General features: G+C 57.0%; 11 protein-coding genes and 5 pseudogenes. 5 read left to right on the forward strand and 11 right to left on the reverse strand.

The window, feature by feature from the left end:
* The first annotated feature begins 233 nt into the window (after positions 1-233).
* Positions 234-1748 (forward strand): sigma-54 interaction domain-containing protein, encoded by a 1515-nt coding sequence (locus CBM2588_RS29580; RefSeq protein WP_115683890.1) that lies wholly within the window; start codon positions 234-236, stop codon positions 1746-1748.
* A gap of 353 nt (positions 1749-2101) precedes the next feature.
* Here the strand turns inward: CBM2588_RS29580 and CBM2588_RS29585 are convergent.
* Both CBM2588_RS29585 and CBM2588_RS29590 read right to left on the reverse strand, forming a co-directional pair.
* Positions 2102-3018: pseudogene (locus CBM2588_RS29585) on the reverse strand (DDE-type integrase/transposase/recombinase); the annotation flags it as partial.
* Between the two features lie 94 nt (positions 3019-3112).
* The gene (locus CBM2588_RS29590) at positions 3113-3643 is read right to left on the reverse strand and encodes a hypothetical protein (RefSeq protein WP_231942351.1); all 531 of its coding nucleotides are present in this window, start codon (positions 3641-3643) and stop codon (positions 3113-3115) included.
* 651 nt (positions 3644-4294) lie between these two features.
* On the opposite strand from CBM2588_RS29590, the gene CBM2588_RS29595 reads away from it, so the two are divergent.
* A complete protein-coding gene (locus CBM2588_RS29595; protein ID WP_115683891.1) occupies positions 4295-5077 on the forward strand; it encodes a GH12 family glycosyl hydrolase domain-containing protein in 783 nt (260 codons plus the stop codon).
* 430 nt (positions 5078-5507) lie between these two features.
* Here CBM2588_RS29595 and CBM2588_RS29600 read toward each other — a convergent pair whose 3' ends face one another.
* From CBM2588_RS29600 to CBM2588_RS29635, 9 genes and pseudogenes are all read right to left on the reverse strand, one after another.
* Entirely contained in the window at positions 5508-6437 is a 930-nt protein-coding gene (locus CBM2588_RS29600) for a class I SAM-dependent methyltransferase (RefSeq protein WP_115683892.1), read from the reverse strand.
* On the reverse strand, positions 6434-7843 hold the full coding sequence (locus CBM2588_RS29605) for an STM4012 family radical SAM protein (protein ID WP_306437263.1): 1410 nt from the start codon (positions 7841-7843) through the stop codon (positions 6434-6436). The genes CBM2588_RS29600 and CBM2588_RS29605 overlap by 4 nt, the downstream gene beginning before the upstream one ends.
* 164 nt (positions 7844-8007) lie before the next feature.
* Positions 8008-8208 (reverse strand): annotated as a pseudogene (locus CBM2588_RS29610) (leucine zipper domain-containing protein); the annotation flags it as partial.
* Positions 8209-8317: 109 nt separating this feature from the next.
* Positions 8318-8530 (reverse strand): H-NS histone family protein, encoded by a 213-nt coding sequence (locus tag CBM2588_RS29615; RefSeq protein WP_115684032.1) that lies wholly within the window; start codon positions 8528-8530, stop codon positions 8318-8320.
* Positions 8531-8676: 146 nt separating this feature from the next.
* Positions 8677-9015, reverse strand: coding sequence for a hypothetical protein (locus CBM2588_RS29620; protein WP_306437264.1), 339 nt, complete (start codon positions 9013-9015; stop codon positions 8677-8679).
* 63 nt (positions 9016-9078) lie between these two features.
* Complete coding sequence (gene istB, locus CBM2588_RS29625) at positions 9079-9915, reverse strand: IS21-like element helper ATPase IstB (protein ID WP_012354406.1); 837 nt, start codon at positions 9913-9915, stop codon at positions 9079-9081.
* A pseudogene (istA, locus tag CBM2588_RS29630) lies at positions 9912-11412 on the reverse strand (IS21 family transposase). The gene istB and the pseudogene istA overlap by 4 nt, the downstream one beginning before the upstream one ends.
* A 182-nt stretch (positions 11413-11594) precedes the next feature.
* Positions 11595-11867 (reverse strand): annotated as a pseudogene (locus tag CBM2588_RS31250) (DNA-binding protein); the annotation flags it as partial.
* 250 nt (positions 11868-12117) lie between these two features.
* Positions 12118-12567, reverse strand: a complete 450-nt coding sequence (locus CBM2588_RS29635) for a zinc-finger-containing protein (protein ID WP_115683894.1) — start codon at positions 12565-12567, stop codon at positions 12118-12120.
* Between the two features lie 1532 nt (positions 12568-14099).
* Here CBM2588_RS29635 and CBM2588_RS29640 point away from each other — a divergent pair.
* The 3 genes and pseudogenes from CBM2588_RS29640 to CBM2588_RS31425 all read left to right on the forward strand — a co-directional run bounded on the left by CBM2588_RS29640 (position 14100) and on the right by CBM2588_RS31425 (position 15762).
* On the forward strand, positions 14100-14669 hold the full coding sequence (locus CBM2588_RS29640) for a hypothetical protein (protein ID WP_231942352.1): 570 nt from the start codon (positions 14100-14102) through the stop codon (positions 14667-14669).
* Positions 14670-15015: 346 nt separating this feature from the next.
* A pseudogene (locus CBM2588_RS31260) lies at positions 15016-15410 on the forward strand (transposase); the annotation flags it as partial.
* 229 nt (positions 15411-15639) lie between these two features.
* Positions 15640-15762 (forward strand): hypothetical protein, encoded by a 123-nt coding sequence (locus CBM2588_RS31425; protein ID WP_269462467.1) that lies wholly within the window; start codon positions 15640-15642, stop codon positions 15760-15762.
* Positions 15763-15804 lie beyond the last annotated feature (42 nt).

Consider the following 15804-nt stretch of genomic DNA (forward strand, 5'->3'; position numbering starts at 1 on the left):
TTTTGAGCTTCACGTGTGGCGGGCAGGGTCGGCTGATCGCGCAAAACACGTACCCTCTTTGCGGCAGGGCCGCACTGCGAGGGCCCAGGATCATTGCACCGATCGTGCCAAGCATTTGTGTGATTTATGATGCTCAAATTGTCGCGAATCTTTCCTAAAATTCTCGAACTGTGGAAAATTCGCCGAAAACTGGTCCACTATGAGAGAATCCGTCTCCATACGGAGACATCGAAATGAGCACTCTGCGCGAAGCCAACGACAGCAGCATGCTTGGCAATTTCGATTCCGTCGCCCGGCGCGCGATGGAATCATTGTTCCGAACCTTCGAGAACTTTAGCGAGGGGACGATCGTGGTCGATGCGCACGCCCGCGTGGTATGGATCAATAAGCGGTATGCAGCTCGATTCGGCTTCGAGGATCCGCGGGAGGCTATCGGTCTCGAGTGTGAGCGAGTTATCCCCAACAGCCTGATGCGTCAAGTGGTCGAGACTGGCAAGCCAATCCTGCTCGATATCCTAGAGACCCGGGACGAACCGATGATCGTGATGCGCCTGCCAATCAAGGACAACGATGGCAACACCGTTGGCGCGGTAGGCTTTGCGCTCTTCGACGAACTCAAGTCACTCACCCCGCTGTTCACGCATTACACCCGAGTCAGGGAGGAACTGGTAGCTACGCGCCGTACGTTGGAACAGACGCGGCGGGCCAAGTACACCTTTACCAGCTTCGTCGGCAACTGCCCCGCCACGCTGGAAATAAAACGCCTGGCGCGCCGTGCCGCACAGGCCGATGCTCCGGTACTGCTCCTGGGCGAGACCGGCACCGGCAAGGAACTGCTGGCGCATGCCATCCACGCATCATCGGCGCGCGCGGGGCGGTCGTTGGTCACTCTCAATATGGCGGCCATTCCCGAGACATTGCTGGAAGTCGAATTCTTCGGGGCTGCGCCTGGCGCGTACACTGGCGCTGAGCGCAAGGGACGTGTGGGCAAGTTCGAACTCGCCGACGGGGGCACACTGTTCCTGGACGAGATCGGCGATATGCCGCTGATGCTGCAAGGTAAGCTATTGCGGGTTCTTCAGGAGAAGGAGTTCGAGCCCATCGGCTCGAACCGGATCATCCGCGCCAATGTGCGCATCATCGCCGCCACCTCGGCCGACCTGCCGGCGTTGATAGAAGCGGGCAAGTTCCGTGCGGACCTATACTACCGACTCAATGTCCTGCCGATATGTCTGACGCCACTGCGCCAGCGCCAAGCCGACCTATTGCCGCTCACCTATGCCATTCTGGAAGAAATCTGCACCCGGGCCGAGCGGGACGCTCCTGTCCTAACTCAAGCCGCGCTGAAACTTCTTACCGAATACGCTTGGCCCGGCAACGTGCGCCAGTTGCGCAACGTCCTTGAGCGGCTAGTGATGATGCATGATACAGGCGAGGTAGATGACAGCATGCTGGCATCTCTGCTCGGTGTGCGAAGCGTCCCTGGACCGGCGTCAATGCCGGCCCAAGCCACGCTTCCCGCGGTACCCACGCAGCCACTATCGCAGCTTGGCTACGCCGATGCCACAGCGCAGTTCGAAGCCGCCTACCTACTCCAAGCGCTGGCGGCCAGTTCGGGTCATGTGGGCCGGGCCGCCGCGAACATCGGCATTAGCCGCGCCGCCTTTTACAAAAAGCTGGTCGAACACAGGAACGCAAGCCGCTTGCCAACGCCACCCCAATCGGATCTATGGAGTTCGAATGGTTGAGCCAGCTTGAATTAGCGGCTAAGCAGGCGCCAATACATCTCACGACAATTTTCGTTGGTCTTTACCAGTTGCTGGATCTTCGAGACCTCCTCGAGAATGAACGCGCCAAGGATTTCGGGAGTGCTCTTTTTCAGGCTGAAGCCTTTGTCCGATAAACGGGCGAGAGCGCGGAATCGGCGAGCACCGCTGCCACCTCCGCATTCACCCAGTCGAGGTTGGACGACGTAGTGCTCGCCGACGCGAGCAGGGCAAATCCACCAATAGCAACTGAAAATTCTGCAGCCCCGACTTGGCCAAGGTTGGTAGTTGAGTCTTGAGTCTGGATTTGCACCCCGGACACGGTCACACCCGTAGGTTGATAAGGCCATCGCACGCCTGAACTCGCGCGGGGGAGCGGTAATTCAGGGCGCTATGGGGGTACTGCTCGTTGTAGTGCTCAAAGGCGATGACCCGATTGCGAATTCGCAGTCTCGGCATCAGGCTTGGACATGAAGATGAAATAGTCGCGATTCTTCATGGTCTTCACAAAGCTCTCGGCCATCCCGTTGCTCTGTGTGCTGCAAACAGGTGTGGTCAGTGGTTTCAGGCCAATTTCCGACGCAAACGCCTTGGTCTTGTCCGCCGTGTAGCCCGACCCATTATCGGTCAGCCATTCAATGTCCGTCGGCGTCTTCAGCGCGTTTCCAAAGCGATTCTCGACGGCGGCCAACATCAAGTCGCGGAACGCGTCGCCACTATGCCCTCCAATGGTCGCCGCCCAAGTCATCGCCTCGCGGTCGCAGCAGTCCATGGCGAACGTCGCGCGCAGCGACTCGCCATTGTCGCAGCGGAACTCAAAGCCGTCAGAGCGTCACCGCTGGTTCGTCCTTTGCTACCGCGACTTTACCCTCATGCCTGCCTGGTTGCGTGGCGGTTGCAGCAGGCGGCCATGCACTCGCATGACCCGATAGACCCGCTTCGCGTTTTCGGGAGGCGCGCTACGATGCTCTCTGTCCAACAGGCGCTGTAGTAGTTCACGGACTTGCTTGAGCGCGTCGCTCAGCTCCGATGCCGGCACGACTTCTTCACCGACGCTGACCTCCGATAGGCTGCCGTCCTGGTCCCCTTGCGCCTATGAAAGAACTGATTCGGGAAAGAGCTGATTCGGATTGACACCATGCTCGCGCGCCACCATCGACACGGTCCCACCCGCCTCGCAGCTCTCGCACACCATCACGAGCTTCTCGTCCGGCGACCACCACCGCCGGCGGCGCTCTGACCCCGTCAACAGGCATCCGGCACGCTCGCCGCCGCAACGCCGCACACCACCAGTAGCGGGGACAGGCAGAGCCCCATTTTTCCTGTCGGCGACATCTGCTTGGCCGTCACGGCAAATCGGATGTTTCTCCGGAGCAGCCCGGAGGCTGGTTGACATGAAGGCTAAGAATCGTGCGATCACGTACTGCTCGCTCAAGAAGAGCGAGTTGGAGCTGCGCCCGAGTTCCAGATGAACAGTATGGAAAAGAGATAATACATGCAAAACCACAACAGGAACGCGTTGAGCGTCGACGCGATCGGCAGCCCGCCAACAGGAACACCGCCGGCGGCGTGATGAAGAAGACAAGCTTTTGCCAGCCATCGAAGAAGAACAGCGTCGATGCCAGATAGTTCAAGCGCGGGTAGCCAAGCTTGTGCATACGGATTGCGGTGTGGACTTCCTCGGTCGGGTTTCCGTGGCAAAAGCTTTCGATCGGCGCGACTGCCGAGCAGCGTATCACTGCGCAATTGCCGTAGAAAATGCGGCGTTCAGCGCGTCCTTGCCGCGCTGGATTATCTTGAAGAACTCTCGCACCGGCATCTTTCCCAAACGATGATTGAATGAATCGATGTTGAAAAAACTCGTGAGGCGTTTGCATGAACGCGACACGCTCGTTTTGAAAATAGCCGATCGCTTTTAATCAGGAAATCCTTGCGCGAAGCGTGGTCGGCGTCAAACATAGCAATGAGTTCGCCGGTGCTGTGTTGCAGCGCGCCATTTGAGATTGCCGGACCACAGATCCGAAATACGTCGCGCAACGTTCTTGCTCGTGCGGAAACTGGCGTCGAATTCGGGCCGCACAGCCTGCTGCGAACACAACTGACATACTCACCCGGTCAGTTGGACATTGCTGACGGTGTTTTGAACACCATCCCTGGCCGGGTATAAGAAAATCCTTATGCGAAATTCGGAAAAATCCGATAACATTTTCCGCGGGGTGGGATTAGTATCCCTATTGGGATTAGTCAGGCCCCCGTGAGTTGATGTATGTCTCCCCCAACAATGCGTCCTTTATAGCGCCCGACTTCCCCGTCGGGCGTTTTTTTAACGTCTGTGTGCGAGTGTATGACGCCGCATTAGATGGCATCACGGACACGCTAGTGCCAACTCCGCTAATGGAGAATCAGACACGAAACCGTTAAACAGTCGCATGTCCGCGTCAGCGAACTCACACGAGATCAGCCCATCTTCCCAAAACTCGAACGCCTTACGGATTCCAAATTTTTTCACCGACAGGAATTAAGAAGATATGCCAAAATTTCTGACCATATTGGGACGCCTTACCTCCCTGATGCTGATGCTCGGATCCACCGTCGCGCAGGCTGCAACATGGTCTGCAGGTTCGCCTTCAACTTCATCCTGCTATGAGCCTACTCTTTTCGCGCGTTGGAACTACGAGGGGTATACTTTAAACAATGACGTATGGGGGCCTTGCAGCGTTCCTCCAGTCGCAGTTGGTCCGCAGTCCATCTGGGCTAATTCAAATTCCGACTGGGGTGTCACATCAGACCAGCCGAACACGAACGGCATAAAGTCCTATCCGCACGTCGAATACTTTGTCAACAAGCCTGTCAGCTCGCTGAGGAAGCTTACTGCCACTATCTCAGCTACCACGCCTGTTGTTGGTGCATGGGAATCCACGTTGGATATCTGGGCCGACGCAAAACAGCACGAGATCATGGTCTGGCTGAACTACACGGGCACCTCAAATGGATGCGGTAATGTGAAGCCGATCTCATATAACTGGACTTCTGAAGGTTGCGCGATTCCACTCTACAGCAACGTTCCGCTGTCCGGTAGCACCTGGAATGTCTATGTTGGTAGCAACGGCAAGAACCACGTCTATTCTTTCTTACGCACAGCGAAGACCAACCACACTACGATCGACGTGCTGGAGATCATGAATTACTTAAAGTCGCTGAACTATTTTCATGACGTGGTTGTCGGCGAGATCCAGTACGGTTTTGAGATTACATCATCGGTCGGTGGGCTGAGCTTCGTGTCTAAGGACTTCGCCGTCACCGCTGAGTAATTCTGGGGCCGCCTCAAATCTGAAGTGTAACACCTTGCCATTTGGTAAGGTGTTGTGAATGCCGAAGAAGAAGTACCGGCAACTGCGGTCCGCCCATGTTCATCCCAGCACGCCGGCACAAACATTTTGTGTCGAACGCAAAACATCACCAATTAATGATTGGTGTTCACGCCGAGCTTGTGCATGGCAGAGATTTTTGCGCGCTGATGGTTTTGATACAACGTTTCAGCGCCTCAGCCGTGTCAATATTGATTCGCGGCCGGGCGGCCGCCGGTGCACGCACAATGCAGACAGCATTCGTCCATGTCGGCCCGTGACACAACTTGGCACCACGCAGTTGTTCGACAACCTATGCTACGGCGAAGCCGTCGTCATAGTCCCTCACCCCACACTCTGGGTAGCACCGTGGTGATCCCAGCGCATGGCTGGATTATTCCGTAGGATAGTTACTAGAGTTCCGCAACGAAACTGGTGACGTAAAATACTCGTATTTACCCGTCAAAATACTCTGTGTGAATTGGAGCCCGTGTTTCCCAAAAATCCACTCTTCAACCACATAGTTACCCGTCATTTCCGTAGGAGACATCATGTTCCACCCTGGCATTTCAATCCGATTGACGTGTCTCGGACGAACACCCATCGACTTGACTGTGGTAGCGTCGGTTCCAAGAGGTATACTGTCGAACAAAATTAATGGAAGACTGTCGTTGTTCGAAAGATCGACCTTCCTCAATCCGAGCCGCTCGACCGAGTTTGTTTTTCTTGAGAGAAACTTCTCAACGGCATGCACATGCGTCGGAATACCCGGATGGGAATCCCACTTCGCGTAGAAGTCGGAACGAAGAATCTGCCAGTCCGAATATTGCGAGTCGAGATCGCCTCGGTCAAACGAATTGGCATGTCGACACTCGTGCGGAACTGGATAGCGAGGAATTCCAATAAACGATGTGAGGTTGTGAAATCCGCCCGGCTTAGTCCGTTGCTTCATTTCCCGGAGCAAGGGAATCCACACGTCTTTCGTCACGAAATGTAGCGATGAGTGCGCCAAAGCTAGGTCATAATCTTCATCCGGTACGAAATCCTCGATTCGTCCCTCGATCACATCGATGTTCAACGAATAACGGTCAGCAATAGAACGAAGTTTCTTGACGGCGCTCGAGGAAAGTTCCAAGGCAGTCACCTTGTGTCCCCTGAGCGCAAGAAAGAGCGCATTTCTGCCTTCACCACATCCCACGTCTAAAACAGTCGAGTTTCGTGGTAGAAACTCTTCAATTTCAAATACCTCAACGCTCGGCCCGCCCATCGTCCACACTTTCGCGTCCGAATAACCTTTTTCCCAAAATCGCTCACTGTTCGTCATCGTGGGACATACCTTTCTTCCAAGGTCTTCACATGGTTCGAGAAAAGATGGTGCGCGACCAAATTACTGTATTTGTATCCTTTCTTGGTCAATCGAATCCTTTCATTGGACGGTGGCTCGATACACCCCTCCGCCTCGAGTGCATCAATCACTTCCGGAAAATCAGAATACAGATTCCGGCCGAACTGTAATGAATAGTATGCCTTCGAGAGTTGGTTCAACGTAAGGTTGAGGATGAAATATCTCAAGCGCTCTTCGTAAGCATCAAGAACAATCCCGTATCTCACCATGCTATGTTCGGTGATTTCTAGGTTCAAATAATCTTCAATGGCCTTGCTGACCTCCTTGAGGTCGACTGCGTAGTCGAAGCTGTAGTGGCATTTTCCGTTGTAGCTTCTTGCGCCTGCTCCGATTCCGATTAGCGGAACGCCGAGAAAGTCGGAAGTCTCTTGGGCATACGCGCTAGTATTCTCTGGCAGATGGGTAAACCTAGTGAAGGACTCTTGTCGGTACCCATTAATTTGCATAAACTCCACATTACTATCGTAAATTGCATATTTGTCTTGGTCGTCGATGTATCGCTCTGGCTTCAATCGCTGTTGCTTATAAATGGCTGTGAGAGGTCGGCTAACTGCGGAATAAAGTGAGATAGTCGGTGGCCCTAATGAAACGATGTGGCGAAGGGAATTTGCCCAGCTTTCGTAGGTCTGACCTGAAAGGCCGTAGATGAGATCCAGATTGAAATTTTCGAAAAACTTTTGGATATTTTCTATCGCAGAGATTGCTCTGGAAACCGGGTATGGACGACCACTGGCCTTCAGTTCAGCGGAATCCATGGTTTGGATGCCCATACTGATTCGGTTCACGCCTTGGCTTTTCAAGAAACCGAGAAGTTCCTCGGATATCGAGTCGGGCGAACCTTCGACACATAGCTCAGCGGAGGACGAAATATTTTTGAATCCATGTTGAATTGATGAAAAAATCTGCTCGAATTGTTTTTTCTTTAGAATAGTCGGTGTTCCGCCACCAAAATACACGGAAACAACAGTCTTCCTTCCGGCGTACGTCGCATAAAATTCGATTTGATCACATATCTTATCAACATAATTTTGTATTACGCGCTCTGTATGTTGGGTCGTTAAAAATAACGCACAATAGGTACACCGATATCTGCAAAATGGTATATGGATATATATTGAAACTGGGCCGCGCTCACCGGAGCGCCATATTTCCGCAATGCCGATATTATGTAGATCTTTATATGATCTTTTTGATGGGTAACTATATACATACGACTTTAAGTGATTGTTGCTTATAGAATGTCGAATTAAATTCGCGAGTTGCCGCATGCTTTTCTCCAAGTAGAACTGCTGGACGGGAGAGAGTGCCCTACCGCCGTCGTCCATCTGCTGCGAATCATATGCATGGTTTCAACTCTAGGGTTCATGCCACGATAAAGCCAATCCGGCACCCTAAGGTAGTTATATAGAAATAGACAAACCACCTCCCTTTGATATAAGAAAGAACTCGCTGGCGCTCACATTGGCCACACCCCAAGTAGTTGGGGGAAGGAAAACGCCCCGCGGGACGAAGCGTCGGCCAACGCCGGCACGCCACCTGCCAGATTAGCGGCCCAGCCACTTGCGAGCCGCCGGTGCTGTATCGCCATGGCTAGCGGCTGCTTCGAGCACACTCAGGCCATGTTCGGTGATCTCTTGGACCATCTCGAATCGACTGGCAAAGGTGAGTCGGAATTCTTATGGGTGTTCATCCCGCTGAGCTCTTGGAAGTCTGGGTGTTTGGCGACTTCCCGTTTTTTAGACTCAGTTCGGATGAACCAGGGATACAACATATTGAAGCTTCACAGCTAGCCGACCAAACTAGTAGACTTGGTAAAATTCCACGGTCTGCCCCGCATTGACCGCCCGCTGCAGCCCGTCGGGCACCTCGCCGGTCCCGTCCCAGCGCTGTCCCGCGGCGTTGCGGTAACAGACCTCAGGCGCCGCCGCCGGTGGGGGCGATGGCGGCGCGGGCGGCGGATCGAAGCACCCCGTCGCTGTCAGCTCCTCCATGGTCAGCCCGTAGTCGGCCATCTCGGCCTGGATCCAGCGGATTGCCGCCGCCCCGGACCCGGAGTGCTTCGCGCGCCAGAAGAGCAAGCGTGCCACCGAGAAACTGCGCACAGAGCTGGCGGCGGCTACCCATGAGGCGCGCGACGTAGCTGTGGCGCGGGCCTAGGTCAGCGCCCGGCTCGAGGCCCAGGTCGCTCGCACAAGGCGCGGCGCTCGCTGGCCTCGGTCCGGTCCTGGGCAATGGCGACCTGCTCCCGAGCGCGCTCCAGCTCCGTCGAGAATTGGTTTCGCAGTTCCTCTAGCTGCCGGGACGCGCCCTCCAGTTCCGCGCAGCCCGCCTCCAGCCGCGCCTGGGTCGCGGCGGGGGCCTGCCGCTCCGTAGCCAGCGCCGTCAGAGTTTCCTCGATGGTTTGACGCGCGGCCGCTGCGGCTTCCTCACACGCGAGTGCGGTCTCGGCGTGGAAGACGCGCTCGGCCTCGGCGCGCAGCGTGCTAGATAGCGTCAAGCAGGACGGCCGGTCCAGCGACAATCATTTTGGCCGGTTGGCCGGGATGATTGTCGGTGAGTGTTAGGTCATGGTTGTCGCTCCGTTATCGATGTCGCGGTGATTGTCGTTGTCGCTGGATGATTGTCGGCGGCGAGCAGACTGCTTGTCGCTTGCGGTGCGCCGGCGGTAGCTTTCGACGTTCATTTCAAAGATCGTCGAATGGTGGACGAGTCGGTCAATCGCGGCGATGGTCATGCCGGGGTCAGGGAACACGTTGTCCCAGCCTGAGAACGGCTGGTTGGCCGTGATCAGCAGACTGCGCCGCTCATAGCGCTCGGCGATCAGCTCGAATAGGACACTGGTTTCGGCCTGGTCCTTGCGGGCGTACGACAGGTCGTCCAGGATGATCAGGTCAAAGCGGTCGAGCTTGGCCAGGGCGGCAGGCAACTGCAGGCTCTGCCTGGCTGCCTGCAGCTTCTGGACGATCTCGCTGGTACGCGTGAACAGTACCCGGTACCCAGCGTCGATCAGGGCATGCCCGATGGCCGATCCGAGGTGGCTCTTCCCACCGCCCGGCGGGCCGAAGATCAACACATTGGCACCTTTCTCCAGCCAGGAATCACCGCTCGCCAGCGCCATCACGTGCGCCTTGGAGACCATGGGCACTGCACTGAAGTCGAAGGCAGCCAGCGTCTTGGTTGGATCCAGGCGGGATTCGGTTCGGTGTCGTTCGATACGCCGCTTGGCCCGTTCGGCCAGTTCGTGTTCGAGCAAGGCGCCAAGCAGCCGGGTTGCCTGCCAGCTTTCCTTGTCGGCGCGCTGCGCGAACTCTGGCCAGAGCCGGCCAATGGTGGGCAGGCGCAGTTCGTTGAGCATCAACGTCAGGCGGGCGGCATCAATTGGGAGCGGCGCGTTCATGCTGCGCCCCCCTGGCCCAGCAGGGCGTCGTAGCAACTGGTCGCCGGCATCTGGACATGGATGACGGGGTGATCGGCTTGCCGCGGCGAGAACTCCTCGCGCAGCGCTTCCAGATCCGGCAGATCACCATCGCCCAACATGGCTTCCAGGCGCACGGCCAGCACGGCTTCGATACCGTCCATGGCCGCCAGCTCAAGCAGGCCAACCATCGTCTTGCACGCGTCGCGTTGCGACAGCCGGGCATCAAGCCGCTCCCAGGTTCGCCGATAGGCCTCCCGAGGGAACAGATCGTCCCGGAACGCCAGGCCCTTGAAGGCCTGCGGCTTACGTTTGAGCCCCTCAATGAAGTGCCGATAGTCGATAGCGCGGCGGGTGCTGTGCGCGGCGTGGGAGCCCCGAGGAGTGCTGAACACCATGGCTCCGGACAGGTAGCAGTCCAGTCGGTCGCCGTACACACGCACCTTCAGACGGTGACCAATCAGACGGGACGGCGCGCTGTAGAGGATGCCGCGCACGGTGAATGTGCTGCAACGGGTGACACGCGCTTCCTCTTCGGCAAAGTCCGTCGTGCGCCGGGGTGGCAGGTCCGTCAACTGCTCGCGCTCGAGACGGAACGCCGCTGCATGACGCCGGTTACGACGCATCACGACCTCGCGCAGGAGCGCCTCATAGGCGGCTCGATCCTCGAAGTCCCGGTGGCCGCGCAGCATCAGTGCCTGGTCGACAGCCTCCTTCAGATAGCGGTGGGATGACTCCACACTGCCGTTCTCGTGGCCCAGGCCGCGGTTGTTACGGGTGCCGGTCATCCCATAGTGGTCCAGCAGGGCTTCGTAGCGCGTTGTGAAGTCCTCCTGCTCCTTCAGGTTCTTGAACGCCGCCGAGAGGCTGTCGGTGCGATGTTCTCGCGGGCAGCCGCCGGCCTGCCAGAGCGCGTTCTGCAAGCCCGAGGACAGCGCCTCGAAGCTCTCTCCGCCTTCAACCACTTGGGCGTACTCCCAGCGAGAGAACGCGAACACGAAGTGATACAGGCGGTGAGGGAATGGAACGCCGGAGATGGTGATGCCCAGCGCCTGCATATCGGTGAAGTCCGACAGTGCCCGGATCCCCGGCGCGTGTTCCTGTGGGAAGAAGACTTCTTTGGCCGGCCCAGACACAGCCCGCCACTTGCTGATGCGCCGTTCGAGCGTGCGGCGCATGCTGTCATGGGTATTGGTCGGGATGGTCGTCCTGGAGCTTGCGCAGAATGGTGATGGCTTGCAGGCGCGGCTCGCTAGCAAGCATCGGCACGACCTTGGTGTCCCAGACCTCGACGAATGGATCGGGCCGCGAGCGCCAGTAACGGCGGGGCTTCTGCGAAGGCAGTTGGCTATCACGGTCGATACGCCGGGCACTGCGCACACTGATGCCGGCCTTGGCAGCGGCAATCTCCTGGGTATGCTGTTTGCGTTTGGACATGTAGAGGCTAACCTGTTGGTCGGTAATACGGGTTCCAGACATGGACTGACCGCTTATTGATGCGATCAGCCATCGTAGAACCCGGCCAACTCGGCGCCGCCGGTGGCGGAAACTTTCCGGCGGCTACGCCGCCTCCGAGTTCCCGCCACCGGCCAAGATGTTTGTCGCTACGCCGGACAAAATGATTGTCGCCGCCCAGCGTGCCCAGCTCGCAGGCGGCGGCCCTCATTGGCCGCCTTCCAGCTGGTCTGCACCACCCCGGCCGCGATGTCCTTCAACGCCTGTGGCAGGTCGGGATGTTCGATGGTGACGCGGGTTTGCCCGAGCAGTTCCTGCCAGACCCCACTGCAGCACCTCGGCGGGTATTCCCATGCTGCACACCAGCTGATAGAGCTTGTTGGCGGTGGGCGTGATGCCGTAGCGAAAGAACAGCGGGCCGCAGACTCGCGGTACAGCGCGCGAGTTTCGGGGAAGCAGCGTGGACCCGGACGCGGAATTGGGGGTCATCAACGTGATCATCCGGCCTACCGTGCTGGAGCGTTTTCGCAAGGATCCTGAGCGCGTCGTTGGTCGGCGTCCATGGGCAGTGGCAGTGCGAGCGCGAGGTACGCCAGCTGATTGCCCAGCGCGTGGTGGACTTGTCGTGGATGCCGGGCCAACTCGACACGCGGAGCCGGAACTTTTGCCCACGGCTCCGTGCAAACGAACCGCAGCCCCCCTCTTGGGACGGCATTCACCTCGCCTTGTTCAAGTGAGCCGATCCGCTCGTCTGGAAGCCTGAAATTCCTCAACGTATCGGATCGCCTGCTCGCATTGTTCGAGAGACAGTGCATGAATGCTTGGCGTCGCGACCTCCAGACCAAGCGATGCAATGAGCCATTTCATGGCTTTTCCGCGGGCCTTGAAGGCATTGACACCGTCGCGGCGCATCTTTGCCGCGACCAACGGTTCGAGCGCATCGTAGAGTTGGCTCTTGCGCTCGCGCAACGCCGCGTTGGCCAGCCGACCCAGCGGCGTGTTGTGCTTGCTGCGGGCCCATACGCCAATCCACGCCTGGCACAAAACGCAAATCCAGACCGGGCCATGGTCTTCGAGGTAGGGGTAGGTGCCCTCACCCGCCCGGGCAAGCGTCGCCTTGGCGCCGCAGTTGTCGCAGACAGGCTGGGGAAGCGCAGGAATCGGGCGGCCAACGCGCATTGCCGGGACCTTCGCAGTACAAGTTGAGGAAAAAGGGATTCTACGGGATGGGGCGCCGCTATGCGGCCAGACGGTGCTAGTAGTACGGTTACCTGCCGTCATCGAGGATGGCATCGACAGCGGCCAGATTCTTGGCGTCGGGATGCAGCAGGGCTGCCACGTGCTCAGGCTTGGTTGGGACGGGTCATGGCCTTCAGCAGACACTTCTTCAGACGGCTCGTCGGTAATGGCGGCGAACGAGTAAAGATCGGCCTCATCCTCTTCCCCTTTGCTGACCGACCACAGGCACGCCTGCGGTTGCGGTCTTAGGCACCAAAGCGCGCTGCTTCTAGCTAGGGTACAGATTGCGGATCGGCGGTGGATATTCGAACGCCAAGACGGCTTGCAGAGTTCCGCGGGAATTGATGATGAACACTTCAATCAGCACACGACGTCCCTCTCTATCCACGCCACTGACATGGTAGTAAGACCGACCCTTCCACTCCACTAAGCCAACCTCGAGCGGCAATTCGATCCCTAACCGATGCGCATACCCAGTTAACCGAGGATCGAATGCAAGGTCATCCATATAGCTCATGCCGGTCATTCTGTGATTAGTGACCAGGCTATTTTTCCACATATATATGTCGGCTCGCATTTCATAAGTGGTCTCCGCAGCGTGGATTCACTTTAGGGAAGAATCCTTCAGCCCTGACTCTGGACGCCCAACGCGAACCGTTTGGCGGGCTCGGCAGCCCGAGCCATGAAATGCAATCTGTACTGGTCGCGGCGAATCGAGGACAGCACAGCGGGCGAAGTTCGGCCAGCGATGGCGTCATGCTTCCGTATGGCCGCCCCTGTTCTTTTCCCGAACTAGAGTTGGTCCAAATTGCCCGATTCGCTCCAACAGGCATGCGCTGACAAAAGCGGTCCGATGAGCGCGCCGAAGGGGTGCTTCTTGTCGACTGGAGAATCATGGCCCAATGCTCCTGTGGGGACCTGGCCGGGAGTGCGGGCGACCGTGGCCGGGCATGGGCGATCCCCGCGTGCTCTACGAGTTTGCCCTCCTATATAGCCTTACTGTGCGACTTCATAGCACTGACATGAGCAGATAGTCGGTGGCTTGTCATCACAGATTTCGATACACTGCGGTTTAGTAACAAAAAGCGTGCCAGCACCGAGGCGGTCAAATAAGCAATCGTGACGTCGGAAATTCGACAAAGCAAACGAATTATGTTGGCGTTCTTCCAGCATTCCTAACAACATCGTTTCGAATGACTGTGCCGATTCTTGCCGCAGATGTGAGAATAAGGTACCGTGGCCGCCCAGTCCATAGTCTCAGCCGCACTATTTCCGTTTCCCTCATTCTCAATCCTCTCTGCGCCTAGATCGGCACCTGCTTGGTTGAGACGTCTGTGGGCGAGTCAAATCCAAGCTGAACCGTTGCTATCTTCGGGGATGGGCCCCTTATCGTGGGTCCGCGTAGGAGCGTCTTTCAGAGCGCTGCGCCAGTTTGGCATAAAGTTTGCGGTTAGCGGACTGAGGCAAAGCAGATGAGGTATTCCGACCCTTTCGTTAGAGGGTTGGTGGTCACGATTTTAGCAAGAGGATCATCAACCTCAATCCTTGCTTTATTAGTCACTGGACATTGCCCAAGGCGCTCTATAGAAATGAGGCATACAAATATGTGGACACATGATAAAAATTTCAATGATACTGATAAGTTGATCGACTCAATGGCGGAAACGATGAAGGCGTTTTCGCAGATATTCGCAACTTTCTGCCAGCCAATTTTACCGGGCTGGTTCGCAACCAATAGCACTACCAACAATTCAATCACTATCAACAAGGAGAATAGCTCGGATCCGGATATGGAGCGTGAAATCACGCGTGATCACAGCTATGGAAGCCAAATAGGCAGAGTAATTGATGCACTCGCCGTTCTCGTCGAACAACAGCCAAAGGACGTAAAGGAATCCCCGAAATTGCAAGGCCTAATGGACCTCAAGAATAGCATTAATAAAATCAAAGGTAGGACTTTGCGTGCAAGGCTAGGCAAAGCTGGAATGAGCCCTGACACTTATGCGAATTTAATAACTAAGATTTACAGTTCGAAGTCATAATGGGAGTGGCGCCGCGCCGCTTCAATTGCGTCGGAGAAAATCGCAGTTCGCGCGCGATTACCGCCCTGCATGCATATTGTCACCCCGTACCCCGACGTAACGTGCGCCAACGCACATTGCGGGTGCTTGCCTGTCGACACATATCGGCTGTTCGTGCTGCTGCCGGTCCGCTACTACAGCTTGCGCCGGCGTCGACCGAAGCCGACGTCGAAGCGCGCGGTCTTCCTGTTATGATAGGGCTTCCTCATAGCCAGCCAGTTCGAACGGTCCCAGACTAGGGACATATCCAGGTGACGCGGACAGAGACCGTCCGAGTTACTGGCGAGCGCGCCGAAGCCGGGATGCCTGGAGTCGGGCGAAGCTTGACAGCACAGCAATGGCCGCCCCGAGCGGCGAGCATACCGGGCCCAACCGAACAGATCGCGGCAGACTAGGCAGCAAGCGCCATCTCATCGTAGATCGGCGAGGCGTTCCTCGGGCACTAACTGTAATCGGTTGCAATCGGCACGACTCGGTTGTCCTCGAAGACTTGGTCGATGCAATACCCGCAGCATGCCGTGGCATCGCGAAGAACGACCGCCTCGGCAAACATCGCTGGCTTGTTGGTCGCATGCACGCCTGGGGCATGCCGGGCTCGGCAAGCTGCGTGCTCGCTTCGAACGCCGCCTCGACATCCATGTCCCTCACCTTACGCTAGTGTGCGCTATCGTCTGCTCGCGATTCGTCGAGAAGTTTTGTTAGCCGCTCTTAGCCACGCGATCACAAATCGGCGATTTGGCCCCTCTGCTGCTGCGCAGGATGGCGATCGCTTGCCTCCTGCGAACAAAGCGGTTACTGTGGACGACCGGTGTGCTCCCACAGCGCCTGTTGCACCGATACATCCCTAGCGGTTCGCGTTCTCGCTTTCCTCCGTGGTGCAGGCCACGGATCAGCAGTCGCATTTCCCTTTTCGCTCTCAAAGGAGGACGACATGCTAAGTCCGCACGAAATCGCAGCTCTGCTGCTGCTCGGTGATGCTCCGGACATTCACGATCTCGACCCCGAGCAACTGGATGCCTTGTTGCAACGCAAGCTCGTAACCATGGGAGGGTAGGAGCAGGCCATTGCTGGCCCACTCCCCCCTAAGAACCGTACG

Origin of the sequence: Cupriavidus taiwanensis (assembly GCF_900250075.1) — a bacterium.
In the GTDB taxonomy this organism is placed as follows: domain Bacteria; phylum Pseudomonadota; class Gammaproteobacteria; order Burkholderiales; family Burkholderiaceae; genus Cupriavidus; species Cupriavidus taiwanensis_C.

Bases quoted from the DNA above. Each gene is read 5' to 3' on its own strand.
- CBM2588_RS29600 (WP_115683892.1), bottom strand. From the start codon at position 6,437: ATGACGAACAGTGAGCGATTTTGGGAAAAAGGTTATTCGGACGCGAAA.
- istB (WP_012354406.1), bottom strand. From the start codon at position 9,915: ATGAACGCGCCGCTCCCAATTGATGCCGCCCGCCTGACGTTGATGCTC.
- CBM2588_RS29580 (WP_115683890.1), top strand. From the start codon at position 234: ATGAGCACTCTGCGCGAAGCCAACGACAGCAGCATGCTTGGCAATTTC.
- CBM2588_RS29590 (WP_231942351.1), bottom strand. From the start codon at position 3,643: ATGCAAACGCCTCACGAGTTTTTTCAACATCGATTCATTCAATCATCG.
- CBM2588_RS29635 (WP_115683894.1), bottom strand. From the start codon at position 12,567: ATGCGCGTTGGCCGCCCGATTCCTGCGCTTCCCCAGCCTGTCTGCGAC.
- CBM2588_RS29595 (WP_115683891.1), top strand. From the start codon at position 4,295: ATGCCAAAATTTCTGACCATATTGGGACGCCTTACCTCCCTGATGCTG.
- CBM2588_RS31425 (WP_269462467.1), top strand. From the start codon at position 15,640: ATGCTAAGTCCGCACGAAATCGCAGCTCTGCTGCTGCTCGGTGATGCT.
- CBM2588_RS29615 (WP_115684032.1), bottom strand. From the start codon at position 8,530: ATGGCCGACTACGGGCTGACCATGGAGGAGCTGACAGCGACGGGGTGC.
- CBM2588_RS29605 (WP_306437263.1), bottom strand. From the start codon at position 7,843: ATGGACGACGGCGGTAGGGCACTCTCTCCCGTCCAGCAGTTCTACTTG.
- CBM2588_RS29640 (WP_231942352.1), top strand. From the start codon at position 14,100: ATGAGGTATTCCGACCCTTTCGTTAGAGGGTTGGTGGTCACGATTTTA.